The organism is Streptomyces sp. NPDC027185, from assembly GCF_055567035.1.
In genome coordinates this window covers 318,092-341,135 of sequence record NZ_JBVHRF010000007.1, presented here as the reverse complement: position 1 = coordinate 341,135, position 23,044 = coordinate 318,092, and the positions used below count along the sequence as shown (strand labels likewise).

General features: G+C 73.3%; 6 protein-coding genes. 3 read left to right on the top strand and 3 right to left on the bottom strand.

All coding sequences use genetic code 11. From position 1 onward, the window contains the following. Positions 1-31: 31 nt before the first annotated feature. On the bottom strand, positions 32-2,716 hold the full coding sequence (locus ACZ4M8_RS23875; RefSeq protein ID WP_467610473.1) for a right-handed parallel beta-helix repeat-containing protein: 2,685 nt from the start codon (positions 2,714-2,716) through the stop codon (positions 32-34). Continuing rightward, positions 2,713-16,305 carry a hypothetical protein gene (locus ACZ4M8_RS23870; RefSeq protein ID WP_467610471.1) on the bottom strand — a complete coding sequence of 4,531 codons (13,593 nt, stop codon included), beginning with the start codon at positions 16,303-16,305 and terminating at the stop codon, positions 2,713-2,715. Before ACZ4M8_RS23870 ends, ACZ4M8_RS23875 begins: the two co-directional genes overlap by 4 nt. A 293-nt stretch (positions 16,306-16,598) precedes the next feature. On the opposite strand from ACZ4M8_RS23870, the gene ACZ4M8_RS23865 reads away from it, so the two are divergent. From ACZ4M8_RS23865 to ACZ4M8_RS23855, 3 genes are all read left to right on the top strand, one after another. Next, positions 16,599-17,540 (top strand): serine/arginine repetitive matrix protein 2, encoded by a 942-nt coding sequence (locus ACZ4M8_RS23865; protein WP_467610470.1) that lies wholly within the window; start codon positions 16,599-16,601, stop codon positions 17,538-17,540. 86 nt (positions 17,541-17,626) lie between these two features. Further along, complete coding sequence (locus ACZ4M8_RS23860; protein ID WP_143940075.1) at positions 17,627-17,935, top strand: M3 family metallopeptidase; 309 nt, start codon at positions 17,627-17,629, stop codon at positions 17,933-17,935. Between the two features lie 57 nt (positions 17,936-17,992). Continuing rightward, positions 17,993-18,304 (top strand): WXG100 family type VII secretion target, encoded by a 312-nt coding sequence (locus ACZ4M8_RS23855; RefSeq protein ID WP_467610469.1) that lies wholly within the window; start codon positions 17,993-17,995, stop codon positions 18,302-18,304. Between the two features lie 97 nt (positions 18,305-18,401). On the opposite strand, the gene ACZ4M8_RS23850 is transcribed toward ACZ4M8_RS23855, so the two are convergent. Continuing rightward, positions 18,402-23,039, bottom strand: coding sequence for an FtsK/SpoIIIE domain-containing protein (locus tag ACZ4M8_RS23850; RefSeq protein ID WP_467610467.1), 4,638 nt, complete (start codon positions 23,037-23,039; stop codon positions 18,402-18,404). Positions 23,040-23,044: the final 5 nt, after the last annotated feature.

Here is a 23,044-nt window from a genome sequence, read left to right as displayed (position 1 = left end):
TCCGAGTCGGAACGGATGGGAGGGAGGAAGGTCAGAGGGTGAGGGCGTTCTCCGGCAGGTCGAGCGGCGACAGCTGCATCAGCGCGTCGGCGTCCGGCGCCTCCAGCTCGGAGACGCGCATCGCCTGCCGCTCGGTCATCTCCTGGAACACCTGGCGCGCGGTACGGCCGTTGCCGAAGCGGACGGTCCGCGGGATCGCCGCGAAGTGGCCGGACAGCGCCTCGCGCGCCTCGTCGGTCAGCTTGTACGCGTGCCGCTCGGCGTGGTGCTCCACGATGTGCACCAGCTCGTCGGAGCTGTAGTCCTCGAACAGCAGGGTGCGGGAGAAACGCGACGACAGACCGGGGTTGGAGCCGATGAAGCGGTCCATGTCGTCCGGGTAGCCCGCCGCGATGACGACGACCTCGTCACGCTGGTCCTCCATGAGCTTCACCAGCGTGGCGATGGCCTCCGTACCGAAGTCGTTGCCGGCGATGGCCGGGGCCAGCGAGTACGCCTCGTCGATGAAGAGCACCCCGCCGCGCGCCCGGTTGAACGCCTCGGTCGTCTTCGGACCGGTGTGGCCGACGTACTCGCCGACCAGCGCGGAGCGGTCCACCTCCACCAGATGCCCGACGGCCAGCAGGCCCAGCGCCTTCAGCAGCCGGCCGTAGAGCCGGGCCACCGTCGTCTTGCCGGTGCCGGGGTTGCCCGCGAAGACCAGATGGCGGCTGAGGGGCGGCGCGGGCAGCCCGGCCTCGCGGCGGCGCCGGACCGTCTGCATCAGCTTCACCATGCCGCCGACATCGCTCTTGACCCGCTCCAGACCGACCAGTTCGCCCAGCTCGGTCAGCAGGTCCTCCAGCGACTCCGGCTCCGCCTCGGGCGCGCCCTCGTCGGCCAGCTCCGCGTCCTGGCCCTCCGCGGCCCCACTCTCCGGCGCCTCGGCCCCGGACGACGGGCCGGACGGTTGACCGGGCGCGCCGGGCCGGGCGGGGCCCGCCGGTCCCGGCCCCGGCCCCGGTGGTGTCGCGGTCGGCAGCATCGACTGCTCCACCCCGTGTGCCGTGCAGTCCTCGAACACCGGGGACGCGCCCTCGGCGGTGCCCAGGTCCTGGGCACAGTCGAAGACCCGGCAGCGGACGAACCGCGGCTCGGCCCGCTCCCCGACGTGCAGCGCGGGGAAGGCGGTGGCCCGGATGTCGCAGTACTCGAAGGTGCCGGACGCGTCGTCGCCGACGAGGATGCCGTTCTTGCCCGTGGTGTCGATCCGGACGCCGCTCACCGCGCAGTCGGTGTCCTTCCACAGCACCAGCGCCGTGCCGCCGGCCCGGAACACCCCGCCGCCGTCCATCCGCAGCCGTCCGCCGCCCGCCACCGTCACCCCCGCGCTGCCCACGTCCGCTATCCGGGCGCCGGTCAGCTGCGCCCGCGCACCGGGCCCCAGCTCCACACCGGCCTTGCGCTGCCCGGCGACCACCGTCTCGACCAGCACCGACTCCTCGTCCGACAGCAGCCGTACGCCGCTCTCGCCGCCGGTGACCCGGCATCCGGTCAGCGTCACCGCACCGGCCATCGCCACCTGCACCCCGCACATCGCGGCGTCCCGCAGCGCGGTGTCCCGGGCGTGCACCCGGGCCTCGTCCGTCACGACCAGCGCGTGCTCCTCGCTGTCCGTCACCCGGCAGCCGGTCAGCTCACCGCGGGCCCGCTCGCCCAGGTGCAGGGAGCTGAAACCGCTGCCACAGACCGCGCAGTCCGTCAGCTCCAGCGCGCTGTCGCCCAGCGCCAGCGCGCCGTTGGCCACCGGCGTCACCACCCGGCAATCGCGCGCGGCCAGCCGGGCACCGCCGCCGGTGACCAGCCCGCTGCCGCCCGGCGCCACGATCCGGCAGCCGGTCAGATCGACCCGCGCCTCGTGCTCGGCCTGGACACCGGAGCCGGCCGCGCCCTCCACCAGGCAGTCGTCCAGGAGTACCTGCGCGGTGTCCTGGGCCAGCAGCCCGTGGCGGCCCGGACCGGTCAGCCGGGCGGCGCGCACCGCCAGCCGGGTCGCGCCCCGGGCGCGCAGCGCGGAGCCCGAACTCCCGGTGATCCGCAGCCCGTCGGCGACCACCCGCGCGGTGCCCGACAGCACCACGCCGATGCCGTCGACCGAGGTGATCACGGTGTCCTCGATCCGCGCCCGGCCGTCGCCGCTGACGTGCAGCGCGGCATGGCGGGCACCGTGCAGCCGGGTGTGGCGCAGCAGCAGCACCCCGCCCGTCGTCGGATCCTGCAGCTCCTCCACCAGATCCGCGGCGAGCGCACCGTGCAGCGCCGCCAACCGGTCGCCCTCCTCGGGCGGTTCGCCGCCCTCCGGGGCGTCCGGCGCGTCGGGCCGCCCCAGCACCTCGATCCGGCCGTGGCTGAGCGCGCACTCCTCCAGCACCAGACCGGCCGCGTCCTCGACCCGTACCAGCGCCTCCGCGGGGTCGGTGCCCTGGAGTGTCAGCTGCCGCACCGCGCAGTCCGGGGCGGCGACGCTGAGCGCCGGGCCGTGTGCCGGACGGATCTCGACGGTGCCGGGGCCCTGTTCGGGGACGAGTACCACCCGGCGCTCCAGCCGGACGTTCTCCGGGTAGACACCGGGCGAGACGGCGACCACCGCGCCCGCGGGGACGGCCGCCACCGCGTCGGAGATCGTCCGGTGGGCACCGCGCCCCCGGGCGGCGACGCGGTACACGGGGTTGGTCATGACGTGCTCTCCTGCGGGTCGTGCGGGTCGTCCTCGGACGGCTCCGGTGCGGGCTGCTGCTGCCACCACGGCGGATCGGCCTTCCGCAGCTCGGGGGTGAGGATCAGCCCGCCGAACATCTTGTCGGCGAACTTGCTGATGCCACCCACCAGGAACAGGTCCACCAGACCCTGCCGATGGTAGAACCTGCCCGCCGCGGTCTGCTGCAGCACCGTCTTGGCCGCCCCGAAGCTGAGGCCGCCGGCCAGGCCCGACGCCATGCCGAGGGCGCCCTCGCGCAGTGCGTCGGTGCCCGAGAGATGGACGAGGTTGCCGTTGGAGTCGTACACCCCGAAGATCGCCGAGTTGGCGGCGCCGACGATGAGGCCGGACGCCAGGCCGGAGGTGATGCCGACGCTGAAGTCGTACGTACCGGCGCGCCAGCGGGTGACCTTCTCGTTGCCCGCCCACTCCGTCGACCAGGTGTCGTCGGAGGCCGGCGGCCGGGCGTACGGTTTGCCGGCGTCGACGTTGCTCATCCCGGTCTTGACGGAGCCGCCGCGGCCCGCCATGTTGTGCAGCCCGCTCACGCCGATCTTCACGGTGGAGCCGACCGCCGCGCCGAACGCCGCCTTCGCCACGTCCGTCCAGCTGAACTCCCGGCCGGAGATCTCCGCCGCGATGGCGTTGACGATCAGACCGACGGTGAAGTCCAGCGTGAACTCCTGGATGAACTCCACCAGCGCCTGGTTGGCGGCCTTCTGCACGAACGGTGTGTACAGCGATTCGCCGTTCACGTTCTTCGACCACTCGAAGCGGTTCGGCTCGCGCATCATCCGGCTGCCGCCGCGGAACTCGGCGGCCCAGCCCCGGAAGTCGTTCTCCCGGCCGACCAGCGTCATCCGGCCGAAGCTGTCCTTCTCCCAGACGTACCCGGCCATCGTCCGCTCGGACAGCAGCGTGGTGCCGTCCGCGCCGCCGTAGCGCCGCCACTGCTTGTTCCACTCGTCGGACTCCAGGAACGTCCCGTCGTCCAGTGCGGTCCGCGTGCGCACCGCCGCGCCGTTGTCGAACTCCCGCCACTCGCCGGGCTTGTACTCGGCGTCCGGGGTGGCGCGGTGCTCGCGGACCCGGAGCGACGGATCGCCGAAGTGGTCCTGGAAGAGGGAGCCGGAGCGCGGCACCGGCGGGATCTCCTGGACCAGGTCGCCGCCGGAGTGGTCGCGCCACAGCGCGCCCTCGCGCCAGTCGTCCAGCGGGTTGCCCCGGGCGTCGGTCCAGGTGCGGACGCGCCCGGCACCGTCGCCGAACTCCAGGATGTGGCCTTCCTTGTCGGTCTTGTTCCAGTGCCAGACCGGCGGTTCGCCCTCGCCGCCGGCGACCCGCCAGGCATCGACGGTCGTGCCGTCGTCGAGCACCCGGTGGTCGCGGACCAGCCGGCCCGCGGCGTCGAAGTCCTGGTACGAGGCGTTGTCCCAGTACCGTCCGGTGCCGCCGCCCGCCGACTGCACCCGGACGCCCAACTCGCCGCCCGCCTCCCAGGTGACCTTGGCGGCGCCGGGGCGGCCGGTCGCGGTGACCTCGATGCCCGCGCCGCCGTCGCCGCCCGGCCAGGTGTCGCGGCGCGCCACGACCTCGCCGTGCTGGTTGGTACGGATCCAGTCGTCGCCCGGTCCGGCGTGCACGGCCTCCCCGCCGGCGGCGCGCGGCGGGGTGCGGTACTCCACCACGGTGCCGTCGGCGAAGCCCTCCCGGGCCACGCGCCACTCCCCGGCGCCCGGCGTGAACCAGTCGCCCTCCGCGGCGCCGGGGCGGTAGCGGTCCTGCCAGAGGAGCGCGCCGTGGCCGCGGTCGCCGCCGCCGGTGCCGGTGAAGTCGTCGGGGTGGAAGGTGCGGTGGCCCTTGAGCCCGTCGTCCCCCGCCGACCAGGGCAGATAGCCGTCCTGGCGGGTAGCTCCGGCCGGCAGCTCCACATCGCCGACGGTCAGCTTGGAGCCGTCGGAGAGAGTGGTGGTGGCGCGGACGACGGTGCCGTCGGAGGCGATGTCGAGCGTTGAGCTGTCCCGGCCCACCAGCCGCACCCCGGTCGTCGTGGGCGCTTCGGCGCCGGCGGGGGTGTACTTCCAGGTGTGTACCTGGAAGCCGTTGTCGGCGGTGAGCCACGCCTTCCCGGCGAAGGTGCGGTGCTCGACGGAGGAGAGCAGGTTGCGGACCCACGACGGGGGCCGCTGCTCCGTGAGGCGGTGCGTCTGGAGGAACCCGCCGTCCTTGAGGGTCTTGCCCGCGGCGTTCTCCTTGCCGTGCGCGGAGTGCGAGATCCAGTCCTTCTTGAGGGAGCCGTCCGCCTCCATCTCCCGCTGGAAGTACCGGCGGTTGTCGTCGGCGTGCAGCCGCCCGAACCGCTCGTGGACGGTCTCGGTCAGCCCCGTCCGCGTGTCGGTCATGGTGTCGGTCCAGCCGCGCCCCGGGCTCCACGTCCGCTCGCCCTGGGCGAGGTGCGTGTACTCCTCGTCGTAGCGGTGCCAGGTGGTCGGGCGGCCGGTCAGGCCCTGGGTGAGCGGGTCGCGGTCCAGCTGGGCGAGGACGTGGCCGCCGTCGGGGTTCTCCCGCCAGTGCCGTACGCGGACGGCGCCGTCCATGTCGTACCAGCTGCGGCCGCTGGTGCCGAAGTGGCGCTTGCCGTGGCGTCCGGCGGAGCCGTCGGCCGCGATCTCCTGCCAGTCGCTGCGCTGGTGGCCGAAGCGGGCGAAGCCGGTGGAGGCGGTGGGCCGCTGGGCGTCCAGGAAGCCGCCGCCGGGCAGCGGGCGCCGCTCGAAGACCTCGGCGCCGCTGTGGCTGAGCAGCTGCACCCGGCCGCCCGCGACGCCCTTCTCACCGACGGTCCCGGAGTCGAACCACTTCGCGGTGGCGTCCGGCCGCTCCGTGGTGCCGGGTGTGACCCGCTTCCAGGTGGCCTTCGCAGCGTCGGTGCCGTCGGCGGGCTTCGCCGGGAAGTCCACCTCGAAGTGGTGGCCGGGCCGCGGCGACCCGTGGTGGATGACGTTGATCCGCATCTTTTCCAGGCTGCCGTCGGCCCGGTAGCGGGTGAACTCGCCCTGGCGCAGCGGCCCGGTGCCGTCGGTGCGGAAGCCGCCGCCGTCCTCCCGGGTGACGCGGACGCCGGTGCCCTCCAGGTTGGCGTCGAGCAGTTCGTCGGAGCCGGTCCGCAGGAACCGTCCGTCGGGCGCGTCGGCCAGCCGTACCGCGTCGTAGAGGTGGTTCCCGGCGCCGTCCGCGACGTGGAACGTACTGCCCTCGACGGTGACCACGTGGGTGGCGGCGCCGTCCTCGCCGACGAGCCGGAAGCCGCCGTCGCCGTCCTCGATACGGAAACCGCCGCCGGGCCGGGTACGGGCGGTGAACCCCTCGGCCCGGGTGCCGTCGCCGAGGACCTCCAGCGCGCCGTGTTCGTACGTGCGCAGCAGCTGTCCGGTGGCGCCGGGGGCGTCCGGGAGCCGCAGCGCGCGGAACTCGAAGGTGCCGGAGGAGTCGAAGACGTGCACGGTGGTGCCGTCCGTCACCCGGAAGCCGTCACCGTGCACGGCGACCTCGGTGCCGGCCACCGGCACGCCGTCCGCCCGGTGCAGCTCCCCGGACGGGAGCGGCGTCGTGCCGCCGTGCCGGGTGAGCGGCCGGTGGGCGAAGTACGTCAGGCCGTCCGCGCCGGTCAGTTCCACCAGGTCGTGGAGGTGGGTGCCGTCCGCGGCGAAGACCTGGTGCATCTGGGGGGTGGAGACGCGGAGGTGTTCCCCGTACGCCTCGACGCGGGCGCCCGGCACCGGGGCGCCGTCGGCGCCGGTGAAGCGCAGGACCGGCCCGTCGGGGGTGTGCACCACCTGGCGGAAGTGCGACAGGCCCTCCGGCGAGTGCAGCTGCACCGCGCCGGTGCCGCCGGTGCCCGCCGCCGCGGGCGGCGGGGCGCCGTGGGTGGCCGCCACGTCTCCGGCGGGCGGCGGCGGGGTGGGCCGTTCCCCGGGGATGTGCGCCGGGGGCAGGTCCGCGGGGGGTGTGCCGAGCCCGGTGCGGGTGGCCCGGAAGTGGGCCAGTTCCAGCTCCAGCTCCCGCAGCTCGTGCCATTCGCCCGAGGCCCGGCCCGGCCCCCGCCCGGAGCCGCCGAGCAGCCGGGGGCGTTCCTTGAGGGAATCGGCGGTCAGCTCGTCCATCCGGGCGCCGACCGCGTCCGGGTCCATGCCGTGCGCCCGGAACGCCTCCCGCGCCTCGTCGAACCGGGTCTGCGCGAGGTGCAGTTCGGCACGGGCCCGGTCGCCGACGCCGAGACCGCGCGAGGAGCCGTCGATCCGGCCGCCGTCGCGCTCCACACGGGCCTGCGCGTCCGCGAGGCCGTTCCGTGCGAGCTGTACGTCGTTCCAGGCGGCGGCGCGGGCGTTGACGACGTCCTCGGAGTCGCCGGGGCGGCGGAGGACGTCGAGGCGCGCCTCGGCCTCCCGGGCGTGGATCTTCTCCAGCTCCGCGCCGGTGAGGCGGGAGGAGTGCGGCGCGGGCACGCTGCCCTCGGGGAGCTTGCCGGCGGCCTTGGCGCTGACGCCGGAGGCGGGCGCGTCGCCCACGCGGAGGTCGCCGGTGGAGACGGTGAGGTCGTCCACGGCGCCGTCCACCGGGGTGTGCGGACTCTCCCAACTTCCCGGCTTCGGCAGGTTGGTGAACTCGTCGGCGTTGTGCAGCACCCCGCCGCGCAGGTCCGCGGCGATGTCGCGGAAGTCCGTACCGCTCCAGCTCTTCGGCGTCGCCAGCAGCCCGTCCGAGCCCGCGAAGGCGACGCCGACGCGGTTGTCGCCGGGCTGATGGGTGACGGTGATGGTCAGACGGTCGGGCGAGCCGGGCTTGGTGACGGTGAACGTCTTGACCAGCCCGTCCTCACTGGTCGACGGATGCACGGTGACATCGTCGAAGTCCTTCCAGCGCACGATGGAGGACTGGTCGAAAGCCTTGCCGAAGTCGTCGAACGCGGTGCCCGACGGCAGGCCGGGCCACTCCTCCTTGAGCACGGCGGCGAAGTCGTCCGGGGAGATCGCCTCCGCCCGCACCGGCACGACGTTCAGTCCGTCCTCGACGCGGGTGGGGCCGGTGCGCACCAGCTTCGTCGGGGGAAGGGTGATCTCCCACTGGTCGGGGCTGCGCGGCGCCGGGGAGCCGGTGGCGAGATGGTCGAAGTGCGGCGGGTACGCCATCGCGAGCTTGCCGTGACCGGCCGGGACGTGGATCTCGAAGACCACCCGGTTGCTCAGCTCCAGGCCCTTGGCCCACTCGTGCTGGAACGCGAAGTTGTTGGAGGTCGAGATCGGCAGCCGCTCCGTGAAGACGTCGGCCGACTGGCTCGCCGGGTCCATGGAGACACCGCGGTAGACCGTGATGTCCTTGTTGGCCCCCTCGAACAGCAGGTCCTGGGTGACCTGGTGGAAGTACCGCACATTGGTCAGGAGCTTGTCGTCCGCCGCCCCCGGCTTGAGGAAACCGCCGTAGCCGCGCTTGGACGTGAACGCCGAACCGGACCTGACGTCCGTCATCAGCGCGTAGATCTTGCTGTCGCCCGCCGCGCGCCCGAGGTGGCGGTGGCCGACGTCGACGAGGGCGTTCCAGTTCTCGGCGGCCTTCCCGTCGAGCCCCGCGGCGGCGGGCGGTGTGTCGGTGCGGGGCGCCGGGACCGGCGGCGCGTCGTGGAAGGCGCCGTTGGACCACAGATAGCGCTGCGGACCGGACGGCGAGGCGACGGTGATGTGGCCGTCCTCGACCTTCACCGGCCAGCTGTGGCCGCCGTTCGGGTCCGCCATCGGCGCCGCGTGGCGCTTGTCGAGGTCCGCCCTGGTGGTGATGGTGACGTCGTCGAGCGCCCCGCCGCGCAGGACGACGTCCTCGCCGGAGAGGGTGAGCCGGTTGCCGAACCCGACCTTGTAGTGCCAGGTGCGCACGGTGGCACCGCCCGGTGCGTCCAGCATGTCGACGCGGAACACCTTGTTGCGCGGGCCGAAGTCCTCGGCACGCATCACCAGCAGACCGTCCGCGTCGTCCCCGCCGCGGAACCGCGGCACCCCGCCGCGCGGCGCCTCGACGACGGTGCCCTTGCCGAAGGGCAGGGGCTGCTGGTGGGGGCCGAGTTCGTCGCCGCTGCCGCCGAGCAGGCGGGGGCGTTCCTTGAGCGAGTCGGCGGTCAACTCGTCGAGACGGGCGCCGACGGTGTCCGGGTCCATGCCGTGGGCGCGGAAGGCGTCCCGGGCCAGGTCGAGGCGGGCGACGGCCTCCGCGTGGCTGATCCGGGCGTGGTCGCCGGCGGTGAGGCCGTCGGAGGCGCCGGCGCCGCTGCCGCCCTCGGCGTCGAGGCGCACCTGCGCCTGGTCCAGCTGCTTCTGGGCCCGTACGACCTCTCCCCAGGCGTCGATCCGGGCGTTGACGACGCCGTCGGAGTCGCCGGGACGGCGGAACACATCGAGGCGCGCCGCGCTCTCCTGGGCGTGGATCTTCTCCAGCTCCGCGCCGGTGAGGCGGGAGGAGTGGGGCGCGGGGACGGACCCCTCGGGCAGCTTGCCCATCGCCTTGGCGCTGAGGCCGGAGGCGGGGGCGTCGCCGACGCGCAGACCGCCGACGGACGAGGCGAGGTCGTCCACGGCGCCCGCCGGGGTGTGCGGGGTCTCCCAACTACCGGGCTTCGGCAGGCTGCTGAACTCCTCCGCGTTGTGCAGGACACCGCCGCGCAGATCGGCGGCGATATGGGTGAAGCCGGTACCGCTCCAGCTCTTGTCGAGCAGCTTCTCGCCGCCGGGACCGGTGAAGGTCACGCCGACGCGGTTGTCGCCGGGGTGGTGGGTGACGGTGACGGTGAGGTGGTCGGGCGAGCCGGGCTTGGTGACGGTGAACGTCTTGACCAGCCCGTCCGCGCTGTCCGACGGGTGGACGGTGACGTCCTCGAAACCGCTCCAGCGGACGATGGAGGACTGGTCGAAAGCCTTGCCGAAGTCGTCGAAGGCGGTGCCCGACGGCAGACCCGGCCACTCCTCCTGGATGACCTTCGCGAAGTCGTCGGGGGAGATCGCCTCCGCGCGCACCGGCACGATCGTCAGGCCGCTGCCCGGATCGGTCCGGCTCGCGCCGGTGCGGACCAGCTTCGTCGGGGAGAGGGTGATCTCCCACTGATCGGGGCTGCGCGGCGCCGGGTTACCGGTGTGGTCGAAGTGCGGCGGGTACGCCATCGCCAGCTTGCCGTGGTCGGCGGGCACCTGGATCTCGAAGACGACGCGGTTGCTCACCACCCCGTTCTTCGCCCACTCGGGCTGGAAATCGAAGGTGTTGGACGTCGAGATCGGCAGCCGCTCGGTGAAGACGTCCGCCGCCTGGGCGGACGGTTCCATCGAGACGCCCCGGTAGACCGTCAGCTCCTTGTTGGGCCCCTCGAACAGCAGGTCCTGCGTGACGCGGTGGAAGTCCTCCACCTTCGCGAGCAGCGCCCCGTCCTCCAGCTTGGAGGGGATGACGAAACCGCCGTAGCCGCGCTTGGAGGTGAACGAGCCGCCGATGACGTCCCGCATCAGCGCGGCGACCTTGCCGTCGGTGTCCGCACGCCCCAGGTGCAGGCGGGCGACGTCGATGAGGGAGTTCCAGTTCTCCGCGGACGCGCCGTGCAGCCCCGACGCGGCGGGCGGGGTGCCGGTGTGCGGCGCCGGGACCGGCGGCGCGTCGTGGAACGCGCCGTCGGACCAGGTGTAGCGCTGCGGACCGGACGGCGAGGCGACGGTGATGTGGCCGTCCTCGATCTTCACCGGCCAGGCGTGGCCGCCGGCCGTGTCCAGCACCGGCGCCGCCGTCGAACTGCCCAGCTTGGACGTCGTGGCGACCGTGACCCCGTCGAGCGGGCCGCCGCGCAGGGCGATGTCCTCACCGGTCAGCGTCAGCCCGGAGAAGCCGCGCTGGTAGTGCCAGGTGCGGACGGGGCTGCCGCCCGGCGCGTCCAGCAACTGGACGTCGATCCGGGTGTCGGCGGCGCCGCCGTGGACGACGAGCCGGTCCCCGAACGCCTCGGCGTCCGCGAGCGTCGGCACCTGCCGGCGCGGCGCCTGGAGCACCACTCCGCCCAGCCCCGGGAGGTCCTTCTCGAAACGGTTCTGGGCCGAGGCGCCGCCCAGCAGCCGCGGACGCTCGTTGAGGGAGAGGTCGTCCAGCGCGCGCAGTTCGTGCGCGACGGTGTCCGGGTCCATCCCGAGCTGCCGGAAGCTGTCCCGGGCGTGGCCGAGGCGGTTGGCCGCCGCGTCCAGATCGACCCGTGCCTGCTCACCGACGGACGGCCCGGCGGAACTGCCGTCCGTACGGACGCCGTCGGCGTCGAAGTCGAGCTTCGCCCGGTCGAACTCCCGCTGTGCGCGCTGCACCTCACCCCAGGCGCCGACCCGCGCGTCCACCAGGTCGTCCGACGCGCCGGAGCCGCGGAAGACATCGAGGCGGGCATCGGACTCCTGGGCCCAGATCCTCTCCAGCTCCGCCCCCGAGGGACGGGACGGGGCGCCGTGGCCGCCGCCGGTACGCACATCGAGCGCACCGGTGCCCTCCGGCAGTCCGCCGGTGGCGCCGGTGACCGGGCCGGGTGCGGGGGGTGTGACGTCGGCGGTCGCGCCGGCGCCGGGGGAGTGGGGGGCCTCCGCGGGCGGACGCCATCCCTCGGGCAGCGGCAGCGGCCTCAGCGAGTCGTTCGCGTACATGACATCGCCCCGCAGGTCCGCGCCGATGCGCTGGAACTGCTCCTGGCCGAAGGTCCGCTCGGTGAGGATCTTGCCGTCGCCGTCGGTGAACGTGAGACGGACGGCTTCCTTCTCCGGCAGGTGGGCGATGTCGATGGTGAGTTCGCCCGCGTGGCCGGGCTTGGTGACGGTGATCGTCCGCCCCAGGCCGTCGCCGCTCAGCTCGGAGCGGGCGACGGAGCCCTCCAGCCCGCTCCAGCGGTCGATCGTGCCCGGGTCGAAGGCGCGGCCGAAGTCGTCGAAGGCGGTGCTGGACGGGAAGCCGGGCCATTTCTCGTTGATGAGGGCGGGGATGTCGCCCCGGGGGATCGCCTCGGCACGGACCGGCACGATCGTCAGACCGCTCTCGGGGTCGATGCGGTTGGGGCCGGTCCGCACCAGCGTCGTCGGCGCGAGGGTGATCTCCCACTGGTCGGTCAGGGGCGGCGGCGCGCCGGCTCCGGCGTGGTCGTAGTGCGGCGGGTACGACATGGCGATCTTGCCGTGGTCGGCCGGGACATCGATCTCGAAGACGACGCGGTTGCTCAGCGGCAGGTTCTTCGCCCACAGCGGCTGGAACTCGAAGGTGTTGGACGTGGAGACCGGCACCCGCTCGATGAAGGCGTCCACCCTCTGCGCCTGCGGTTCCATCGACACACCGCGGTAGACGGTGATCCGCTCGTTGGCGCCCTTGAACAGCAGATCCTGGGCGATGTCGTGGAACTTCTCCGTGCTGCTGACGAGGACGCCGTCCTCCAGCTTGCTGGGCTTGACGAAACCGCCGTAGCCGCGCTTGTCGGTGAAGCCGTTGACCTTGACGCGGTCGATCATGGAGGCGAGCGCCTTGTTGCCGACCGCCTCGCCCAGGTGTACATGGGCCAGGTCGACGAGCTTGCCCCAGTTGGCGGCGGCGTCGCCGGTCAGGCCCGCGGCGGCGGGCGGGGCGGGGTGCGGCGCCGGGACGGGCGGGCCCTCCTGGAAGGCGCCGTCGGACCAGGAGTAGCGCTGCGGCCCGGTCGGCGAGGCGATCGTGACCTGGTCCCCGTCGATCCGGATCGGCCAGGAGTGTCCGGCCGAGTCGAGGGGCGCCGCCGTCGACGTGCCCAGCTTCGAGGTGGTGGAGACCGTCGCGCCGTCGAACGCCCCGCCGCGCAGGACGAAGTCCTCACCGGCGAGGCCGAGCCCCATACCGCGCTGATAGTGCCAGGTGCGGACGGGGCTGCCGCCCGGCGCGTCCAGCAGCTGGACGCTGAACTGCCGGTCGGCGGCGCCGCCGTGGACCACCAGCCGGTCCCCGAGGGCACCGGCGTCGAGGACCTCCGGTACCTGGCCGCGCGGCGCGTTCACCACCGCGCCCTCGACACCGGGCAGTTCCTTCTGGAACCGGCCGCTCGGCGTCGCACCGCCCAGCAGCCGCGGCCGCTCCTTCAGCGACGCGGCGTCCAGCGCGTCCAGCTTCCGGGTCACGTCGTGCGGGTCCATCCCGTGGACCCGGAACGCGTCCTCGGCGTCGCCGAGCGCCTTCCCGGTGGCCCGGAAATCGTTCAGCGCCTGCTCCCCGACGGACGGACCGGACGACGGGCCGTCGATCCGCCCGCCGACCGCGTCCAGACGCGCCTCGGCCGCCGCGTGGTCGATCCGCGCCTGCTGCACCCGGTTCCACGCGCCCAGCCGGGCCTCCAGGTCGCCGGGGAGGTCGCCCGGCTTGCGGAACACGTCCACCTTGGCGAGCGATTCGTTCTTCCAGTCCGCGAACGGATCGGGCGCCTTGCCCTTGCCCTTGCCGCCGATGCCGCTGCCGCTGCCGCCGAGGTCGACGCCGTCGGGGCGCCCGTGCGGCGCGGCCGGCGCGGGCACGTGCCCGGTGGCGGGCCGGACCACTCCGGCGCCCGGTACGTCGACACCGCCCGTGTGCGGGACCACCGGGGTGTGCGCGCCGTCCAGCGCGGGACCGCCGTGCCCGGGTACGCCGGCACCGGGTACCTCCGGCAGCTTCGGCTCCGGAACGGCGGTGTGCGCACCGGCGCCGGCCACCGGGGTCTCCACCGGGCGGCCCGGCACGGCGCCGGGCCCGTCGATCCCGCGGCCGGGCGCGGGCGCCGGGACGGTCCGCTCGCCCAGCCCGGCGAGGTCGCCCCCGGCCCCGCCCTGCGGCATCCGCACCGGACCGCCCACCACGGGCACATCGGTGTGGGCCGCGGCGGCGGGCGGCGGGGTGATGCCGTGCGCGGTGGCGCCCGGCGTGACGGCCGGCGGGGTGATGCCGTGCTCCCCGGCGGCCGGCGGCGTGACGCCCCGGGTACCGGTCGGCGGGGTGACGCCGGTCGTCCCGGTCGCGGGCACGTCGACACCGTGCGTGACGGTGCCGGGCGGGGTGATGCCGTGGGTGGCGGACGCCGGGGGCGTGACGCCGTGGGTGGCGATCGTCGGCGGGGTGACGCCGTGGGTGACGGCGGTCGGCGGGGTGATACCGGAGACGTCCACGCCGGAGCCGAGGCCGCGGCCCGCGCCGACGTCGGCGATCTTCCCGGCGCCCGCGTTGACGGCGGCACCGGGCACATCGGTGTGGACCAGCCCCTGCACCGGACCCGGCGTCACCGAACCGGTGGCCGGCAGGTGCACGCCGCCCGGCGCGGTCACGCCGGGGGCGGCGCCCGTCGCGGGCAGGTCGACCCGGCCGACGGACGGCGTCGAGACCGGCGTGTGCGCCCCGGTCGCCGGGACGTCGAGGTGCCCGACGGTGGGCATCGACCCCGGTGTGACGGAGCCGGTGTGCAGGTCGAAGGTGCCGGCGGCGGGGACGCCCGGCGCCTCGACATGGCCGAGGTCGACCAGGCCCGCGCCCGAGCCGTGCGGCGCCGCCGTCGAGGGGGCGGGCAGGTCGAAGGAGCGCAGCGCGGGGACGTCCGCGATGCGCGCGCCCGAGCCGATGTTGCCCAGATCGCCCAGGTTGCCGGAGAAGTTGAAGTGCCCGCCGGAGACGGAGCCCAGCCCGTGCGAGCCCAGCCCGCTCACGCCGCCCGGCGCCGTCACCCCGGACAGCCCGCCCTGCGGCGAGAGGTGCGAGACGGGGCCCGCGGTCGGCAGGTCGCCGAGCATCCCGGAGTGGCCGAGGTTCGACAGTCCGCCGAGGGACGACTCGATCCCGCCCAGCCCCTGCATGGACGGCAGGTTCAGCCCGCCGTGCAGCCCGCCGACGCCCTGGAGCGACGGCATGGAGATCCCGCCGTGCAGTCCGCCGCCGATGCCCTGGACGGACGGCATGGAGATGCCGCCGTGGAGCCCGCCGCCGATGCCCTGGACGGACGGCATGGAGATGCCGCCGTGCAGACCCTCGCCCATGCCCTGGAGCGACGGCATGGACAGATGCGGGGTGCTCAGCCCGCCCATCGACCCGTCGAAGTGCATCGACGGCGGGGTGACCACGCCGTGCGTCGACAGCGACGGCGAGAACGACCCGGGACCGGCGAAGTTGCCGGTCCGGATCACCGCGAGGTCGCCGATCGGGTCGATGTGCACCGACGGGATACCGCCGCCGCCCGCGCCCACCAGGTGGTTGATCGGCCCGGCGCCGCCCAGCAGCCGACCGCCCGCGCCGACCGCGCCGAAGCGGTACTTGCCGAACACACCGCGGTCGATGAAGCCGATCCGGAGCGCCTTGCCGATGCCCAGCGCCTGGATCTCGGCGGCGTCCACCGGCAGGATCAGCCGCAGCGCCTTGAAGCCGGACAACCCGTTGACGACGGACTTCCCGCCGGCGACCAGCCCGGAGCCGATCCACTTGGCGGCGTTGCCGATGCCCTTCATCCCGCCGTACACCAGCGCCCCGGCGATGTGCAGACCGTTGATGCCCGCGGGGAGCATGAACGGCAGCGCCTTGAACGGCGTGACGATGTGGAACGAGCCGTTCATACCGGTGAAGATCCGGCCGCCGAACCCGGGGATCTTGCTGAACGGGGTGTGCGTCCACAGGCCGTTCAGGCCCCGGCTCCAACTCGCCGCGCCCCGCGCGAAGTCCTTCGTGCCGAAGAACAGGTGGAACGACATGTTCAGGATGTTGCGGCCGGTGAAGACGTTCTTGAACGACGTGAACGCCGTCTTGATGCCGCCGATACCCTTGGCTCCCAGCCCCCGCAGGCCCTTGAGCGCCTTCATGACGTTGAGGCCCTTGGTGCTGGGGGCGATCATGCCGAGCCCGGCCAGCAGCAGATCCAGCGCGCTGGCGTCGCCGTTGGCGAAGTCCACCGCGGTCTTGATGAAGATGGCGACGTTCAGCGCGACGGCGAACAGCGCCACCGGACCGCCGAAGATGATGGCGGGGATGATCAGGATGATCGCCAGCCAGCTGAGCGCCTTCATGATCTCGTCACAGGCGTCGATCGGCGAAGCGATCTTGTCGCGGGCCGCCCGCACCGCGCTCGCCGCCGTCGCCGACGCCTCTTTCTGGATGTCCCCGGCGTCCTTGGCCGTCGACTTCAGCGACTCCCGGCCGTCCTCGTCGTCCTCGGACAACTCCTTGGCCTGCTGGAGCGCGGCGTCCGCCCGGCCCTGCTGCTCCTCCATGACCGCTTGGTACGTCCGCAGCGCGCTCTGCACGTCCTCCTGCGCCTCGCGGAACGTCGAGACGAAGTTGCGCAGTTTGCCGTCGATGACCTCGCGCAGCGCGTCACCGGTCTTCCCGACGAAGGCGCCGTCCGTGGTGTTCTTCACCTCGGTGAGCCCGTCGTCGATCTTGTCGGCGAGGTCGACCAGATCCTGCTGGGAGGCGATGACCTCCCGGATCCTGGCCGCGTCCCCCGGGGTCGGGTCCGAGTCCAGGCCCAGGGCGCTCCAGTCCGTTTCGCGGGGCAACGACGGTACCGGCCTTCCATGATCGGCTGCCGCGGGCGGTGCGGCAGGGCGGTGCGGGTGGGGTGCGGTGCGGGCGGGTACGGGCAGTTCGGGCGGGTGCGGGCGGCTCTTCCGGCGGCGCGGCGGCCGGTGCGGAGGAGCACCCGTACGCATAACACGCACCACGGGGCCAGGAGGTTCACCGTTCCCCGGCATGAATTCCGCTTCCGGGTGAACCATCCGGCGCGTCCGTGCGTGAGAGGGGTGCAAGGTATTGCTTCCACGCCGCCCGGCCGCCGGCCCGAGAGGTGCCCATGCCCGACTTCTCCATCGACTACGAGCTGCTCAACCAGGTGCAGACGCGGATGCGTCAACTCGCCGACACCGCCGACTCCGGCGGCGCCAAGGGCGCGCTGAAGGACCTGTCGGAATCGACGAGCGCGGCGAAGAGCGTCATGGGCTTCAGCGACCTCGGCACCGCGATGTGGAGTTTCTCGCAGCGCTCCAGCCAGCGGGCGAAGGACGCGAAGGACGGCCTCAACAAGCTCGCCGACATCTTCGAGTCGGTCTCCGACAACTACTTCCAGGTCGACGCGGGCATGGCCGACAGCGCCGGGGTGATGGGCGCCAGCCTCGGCCTCGACGACTGGAAGCACAAGAAGGCCGCCTGGGACCAGTGGGACAAGGACACGAAGGCGTGGAACGACTACCTGGACAAGATCGGCGCCTCCGGCTACTTCAAGGAGCATCCGGACGCCGACATCAACGAGGTGTGCTCCGCCGACGGCGCCCCCGGCTGGTGCGACCGGTACAACAACGACAAGGACGTACCGTCGCAGCCCGGTGACCACCCCGAGGGCGAGCGGCCCAGCGACACCCCGCCCACCGAGAAGACCATCACCACGGAATCGGGCAGCACCCACGTCAAGGTGACCCTCGACGACGACAACAACGTCATGACCGAGGAGTCCACCGTCACGATCGGCTCCGGCGACGACGAGCAGAAGTACACGAACAAGACCACGTACGACTCGTCACCGCAGCCCATCACCCTCAAGGACGGCAAGACCTTCGACGCCCGTGACTACACCACGGTGACGACCGGTCCGGACGGTTCGAAGACCACCAGCCGCTACGTCATCAACGACGACGGCAGCGGCACCATGACCGTCACCACGGACGACGAGACCACCACCTACACCCGCTCCTCCCCCTTCGGCGACGGCGCCGAATGGAAGGAGAAGGAGGACGACTGAGCCGCGCCCCGCGCACCGGCCGTCCGCTCCCCGGGGCCCGCCCCGGACCTCGACCCCCGTCGGAAACCCGTAACCAAGGAGAGATCTTGGCCGCCAACATCAGCCTCGACTTCGCGGAGATCGAGCGCGTCTCGAACCTCCTCAAGAACAGTGCCGACAACACCCTTGTGCCCCGTATGACGGAGGCCAAGAACGAGGTCGACACGATGCTCAACTCCACGCTGAAGTTCAACAACTCCAGCCCCGCCCTCCAGCAGTCCTACGAGAAGCTCACGCAGTCGCTGACCGACGCGACGCAGAGCATCAAGGACTTCGCGGAGCAGTTCGAGAAGATCGTCCAGTCGATGCGGGACATGGACGACGAGATGGCGAACAAGATCCGCTCCAGCGGCTGACGCCCCCGCCGCCCGGCGGCATCCCGTACCACCCGACCGCATTCACCGGAGGAACACATGGCGCAGGACGTCTTTCTCGACTACGACGACATCAAGCGTGTCGCCAACACCATGGAGAACAAGTTCACCGACATCGCCAACGAACTCGGCGATCTGGAGAACACCGTCAGCGCGCTGCTCAAGGACGGTCTCGTCTTCGAGCAGTCCAGCCCGGCGCTGGAGGAGGCGTACCAGGCGTTCAGCAAGCAGATGAAGGAATCCTCCGCGAACATCAAGGTGTTCGCGCAGTCCTTCACCGACATCGTCAAGTCGATGACGGACTCCGACAGCCAGATCGCCGCTGGCGTCCGCAACAGCTCCAAGGGCTGACCCGCCCCGCGCGGACGGGCCCGGCACCCACCGTGGGTGCCGGGCCCGTCCGCGTTCCGCCCGCCCCAAGGCCGTGCTCCCGGGGCGGGCTGCCGTATCAGCTCTCCAGGACCGTCAGCGGGACCTGGACCGGCACCACGGTGCCGGACGGGCCCGCCGTCCAGGCGCGTCCGGGGACCATCCGGGTGCGGATGTGCTCGGCGGTGATGCGCGCGCCGATGATGTCGCCGTCACCGATCGTCCGCGCCCCGAGCAGCAGACCGCGCCGCGAGCGGCGGACCATGCCGATCCAGCCCATGGAGCTCATGCCCTCGGACGGACCGCCGATCAGGATGCCCTGGTTACGGTCCCGGCCCGACGAGGCGATCCGCCGCAGCACCTTGTCCGCACCGCAGCTGGAGAGCAGGTCGCTGTCGTCGGCGACCACGACCACCGGCTTGTCGCCGATGGCGCGCAGCGCCTCCTCGACGGTGTTCGCCGACGGGTCGGTGTCCGTGATGACCTGCGCCAGACCGTGGTCGGCGAGCTTGCGCAGCGGCGACTCGCGCGGGGCGAGCACCACCAGCGACGTACCGCCGGTGATCAGCGAGACCGACATCGCCGCCAGCGCCGTGGAGCGGCCCGAGCCGGGCGGGCCGACGACCGCGAAGCTGCCGCCGCCGGAGAGGAAGTCGAAGCCCAGCGGCCGGACCTCGTCCCCGCCGATGCCCAGCAGCGCCCACATCGGGCGGCGCGACGCCTCGGGAACCTGCTCCATCGCCTCCTGGAAGCCGATGGACTTCGGCATCTCCGCCACCCGGAACGGCCGCCGCTCGGCGCGGAGCCCGGCGTCCCGTTCGGTGGCGACGCGCCCGATCTCCCGCAGCGCGTCGGCCTGGTCGGCGCTGCCCTGGCCCGGCACCCCGTCACCGGCGGTCGGCAGCAGCGCGATCTGCGTCTCGACGGACGCGGGGGTGTGCCAGCCGCGGCCCGCCGGGATGTGGCTCGGCACCCGGTTGGGTGACATCCCCGCGAGGTAGTAGTCGCCCTTGTCCGACTGGCGCAGCAGCAGCCGGAAGTCGTTGTGCGCGGAGAGCCGGCCGCCGAGCAGCCCGCGCTCGGACGAGGCGACCAGGTGGATACCGGCCGCGGCACCCTCCCGCAGCAACCGCGTGACCTCCTCGAACAGCCGCCCGCCGTCGTACTCGTCGAGCATCTGCGAGATGCCGTCCCAGCCGTCGATCAGCAGCATCAGATGGGCCGGGCGCTCGGCGGCCGGCAGGGCGGCGCGCAGCTCCGTCAGGCTCGCGCAGTCGTGCGCCGCCATCTTCTCCTGACGCATGGTCAGCTCGCGGATGAGGCGGCTCAGCAGCCGCGCCAGCCGCTCGGTGTCGAACCGGGAGACCACCGCACCGCAGTGCGGCAGCGCCTCCAGCGCCGACAGACCGCCGCCCGCCGCGTCGATCGCGTACAGGTGCAGATCGGCGGTGGACAGCGTCCGCGCCGCCGAACCGGCCAGCGTCCGCAGCACCTGCGTACGGCCCGAGCGCGGCGCGCCCACGACGTAGAGGTGGCCGAAGGTGGCGAAGTCCAGGCAGCAGACCCGGCGTTCCTGGAGGCTCGGCAGGTCCAGGAGGGCGTACGGCACTGCGGCGGGACGGCCCGGCGGGGTCGGCGGGGCCTTGGGCAGGTCGTCGAGGGTGACGACGTCCGGCAGCGCCGGCAGCCACGGGCTGGCCTGCTCGCTGTGGTCCTCCAGCGCCGCGGTCGCCTTCCGGATCGTCTCGACCAGCGCCAGCAGGTCGGTCGCGGTCTCCGGGGCGGCGACCTCCTCCACCTCGTCGTCGTCGAACAGCTCGACGGGGCGGCCCAGCCGGTTCCAGGACAGCTCCACCCCGCGGACGTTGCGGGCGGCGGCGGTGACCGAGCCCGGCTGCGCGGGCGCCTCGTCCTCACCGGGCTCCGCACCGGCGCGGGCGGCACCCACCCAGGCGGTCTGGAACGGCGTCGGCGCGTGGTCGCCGCGGCGCACCAGGGCGCGGCCCGGCGTCGCGGAGGAGATGCTCACCGCGTCGCCGGAGTCGATGATGTCCTGGCTCTCGCTCTTGTCGGTGACCCGCAGCGCGATCCGGAGGTTGGTGTTGGCCTTGATGTCGGTGGAGACCGAGCCCCCGGGCCGCTGGGTCGCGAGGATCAGGTGCAGACCGAGCGAACGGCCGCGCTGCGCCAGGCTGATCAGGCCCGGCACGAAGTCCGGCACCTCGCGCACCAGCGTCGCGAACTCGTCGATGACGATCAGCAGCCGCGGCAGTGCGGGCAGTTCGCGGTTGCGGGAGCGCTTGGCGCGGTAGTCGGCGTGGTCCTTGGCCTCGACGTCCGCGAGCAACTGCTCACGGCGGCGCAGCTCCGCGTCGAGCGAGGCCAGCGCCCGCTGCACGAGGTGGCCGTCGAGGTCGGTGACCATGCCGAGGGTGTGCGGCAGTTCGGCGCACTCGCGGAACGCGCTGCCGCCCTTGTAGTCGATGAGGACGAAGGCCAGCTCGTCGGGCCGGTTGGCGGCGGCGAGCGAGGCGATCATCGTCTGGAGCAGTTCGGACTTGCCGGAGCCGGTGGTGCCCGCGACCAGCCCGTGCGGCCCGTCGCGGACCAGGTCGAGCCGGAGCGGCCCGTCGTACCCGGCGCCCAGCACGAACGTCGTGGAGGCGGGACGCTTCTCCCACGAGCGCAGCAGCGCCTCGACGCTCGGCGGCTCCTGGCCGATCAGCCCGAGCAGCTTGACGCCGTCGGGCAGGCCCGAGTCGCCGTCGAGGGTGACGTCACGGACCGGGGCGAGCGCCCGCGCGACCTCCTCGCACCAGGCGGTGTCCACCAGATCCGCGCGCACCCCGCTGACCTTGGGGATACCGGTGACGCGGACCGCGAGGTGGTTGCCGGTCGCGGTGATGACGGAGGTGCACTCCTCCGGCAGCAGCCGCTCCTGCTCGTCCACGCAGAGGCTGTAGATGTGCACCGGCGGACCGGCCTTGAGGACCTGCACCATGCCCGGTACGTCGCGCAGCCGCCGCGCGCCGTCCGCGATGACCAGCACGTCCGGCTCGTCCAGCAGGGTCCGGCCGAGCGCGGAGCCGGCGGCCGCGGTGCGCGCCTGGATGTCGGCGACGAGTTCGTTGATGCGGTGCGCGGTGCTCTCGGGGTCGTTGCCGAGCGCGACGACGCTGGTGCCGCGGCCGGTGTCCAGATGCGGCAGCCACCGCACCCACGACCACGCCTCGGCGTTCTCGTCGCTGGTGAGCACCACGATCCGCAGGTCCCGCGGGCTGTGCAGCACCGCGCTCTGCGCCACCGTCCAGGCGGCGACGGACCGGGTGGTCGCGCCGGGTCCGACCAGTCCGACGACGCCGAGGTCGGCCATCTCCAGGCCGTACGGCACATCGGCGAGCCGCCAGTGCACCGAGCGGTGGTTGGCGTCGCGGGCCTGGTCCTCGATCCGCCGCAGCGACGGGCGGGTCAGCGTGCCCAGCCGCACCGTGAGCCGGTCCGGGTCACGGCGGCGCCGCGCCCAGAGGGCGCCGGACGGGCCGGTGGCCGTCAGCAGCACCGACGCCGGGTCGGGGAAGGTGGTGTTGCGCAGCTCCCGCTCCTCGACGGCCGCCTCGCGCAGCTCCAGTTCGAGGGAGGCGCGGCGCAGCCGGTAGATGCGCAGCGACTCCTCGTACTGCTTGCGGCCGGTGCGGCGGCCGATGATCCAGTTGCTGACCGCCATCATCGGGCTGAAGAAGATGAAGATCATGAAGTAGAAGGACCGGAAGAGGCCCATCATGATCAGGCCCATCATCAGCGGCGCCAGCACGAACAGCAGCGGGAACGCCCGCGGTCCGGGACGCGACGGCGGACCCTGCATCCGCATCGTCTCGGCGTCCAGGTGCGGTGCGATCCGCGGCGGGCGGTTGTACTCCACCGCCATCCCGTCCGACGACGGGTTCACCGCCGCGTCCGGCTGGAACGGCGCCGACAGCCGCAGCAGGTGCTCGCCCAGGGAGAGGTCGGCGAAGGCCGGCCACTCGGCGGAGCCGTCGTCCGGCGGCGGCCGGTGGCCCGGCGGGCGCTCCGGCTCGGCCGGCGGCAGCCCGTCGGGGCCGGGCGCCACGGAGTGGCCGCCGGTGCCGCCGTCGCGGACCCCGGCGGGCTCCTCCGCCGTCAGCGGGGTGCCGGTCTCCGGGTCCACCGGCGGCGGGGGCGTCAGGCTGCGCAGTCCGCAGCTCTCCTCGTCGGCGTCCTCCGGCAGCAGGTACGTCACCTCGCCGTCCGGGCCGACGGTGAGCCAGACGCCGTGGTCGGGGGCGCCGCCGCCGGACAGCCGCAGTGCGCAGCCGCGGGCGGTGCCGATCTCGTGGCTGCCCGCGCCGAGCCGCCAGACCCGGCCCGCGCCGGGCCCGCCGACGTGCCGCACCTCGATGAGGACGGGGTCGCCCGGCGCCGGGTCCCACGCCCGCGACGGGTGGTCGATGGCGCACGGCGCGCCCAGACCGAGGACGGCGCCGTCCCGGATCCCGGAGCCGCGCAGCGGCAGCGCGCCGTCCAGCGCGCGGTCACCGAGGTAGACCTGCGGGGGCGGCGGGGGTGTCGAGGAGGGCTCGCCGGTGTCCGGCGGCGGGGCCAGGGAGGCGGCGAGGTCGGCGACGGTCGCCTGCTCGGGCACATCGAGCAGATGGTCCGTCAGGCGTCCGGCGTCGGAGGTGGTGAGCGTCAGTTTCACGGGGG

Excerpts from the sequence above, each read along its gene's own strand:
- ACZ4M8_RS23875 (WP_467610473.1), bottom strand. The coding sequence starts at position 2,716 with ATGACCAACCCCGTGTACCGCGTCGCCGCCCGGGGGCGCGGTGCCCAC.
- ACZ4M8_RS23855 (WP_467610469.1), top strand. The coding sequence starts at position 17,993 with ATGGCGCAGGACGTCTTTCTCGACTACGACGACATCAAGCGTGTCGCC.
- ACZ4M8_RS23865 (WP_467610470.1), top strand. The coding sequence starts at position 16,599 with ATGCCCGACTTCTCCATCGACTACGAGCTGCTCAACCAGGTGCAGACG.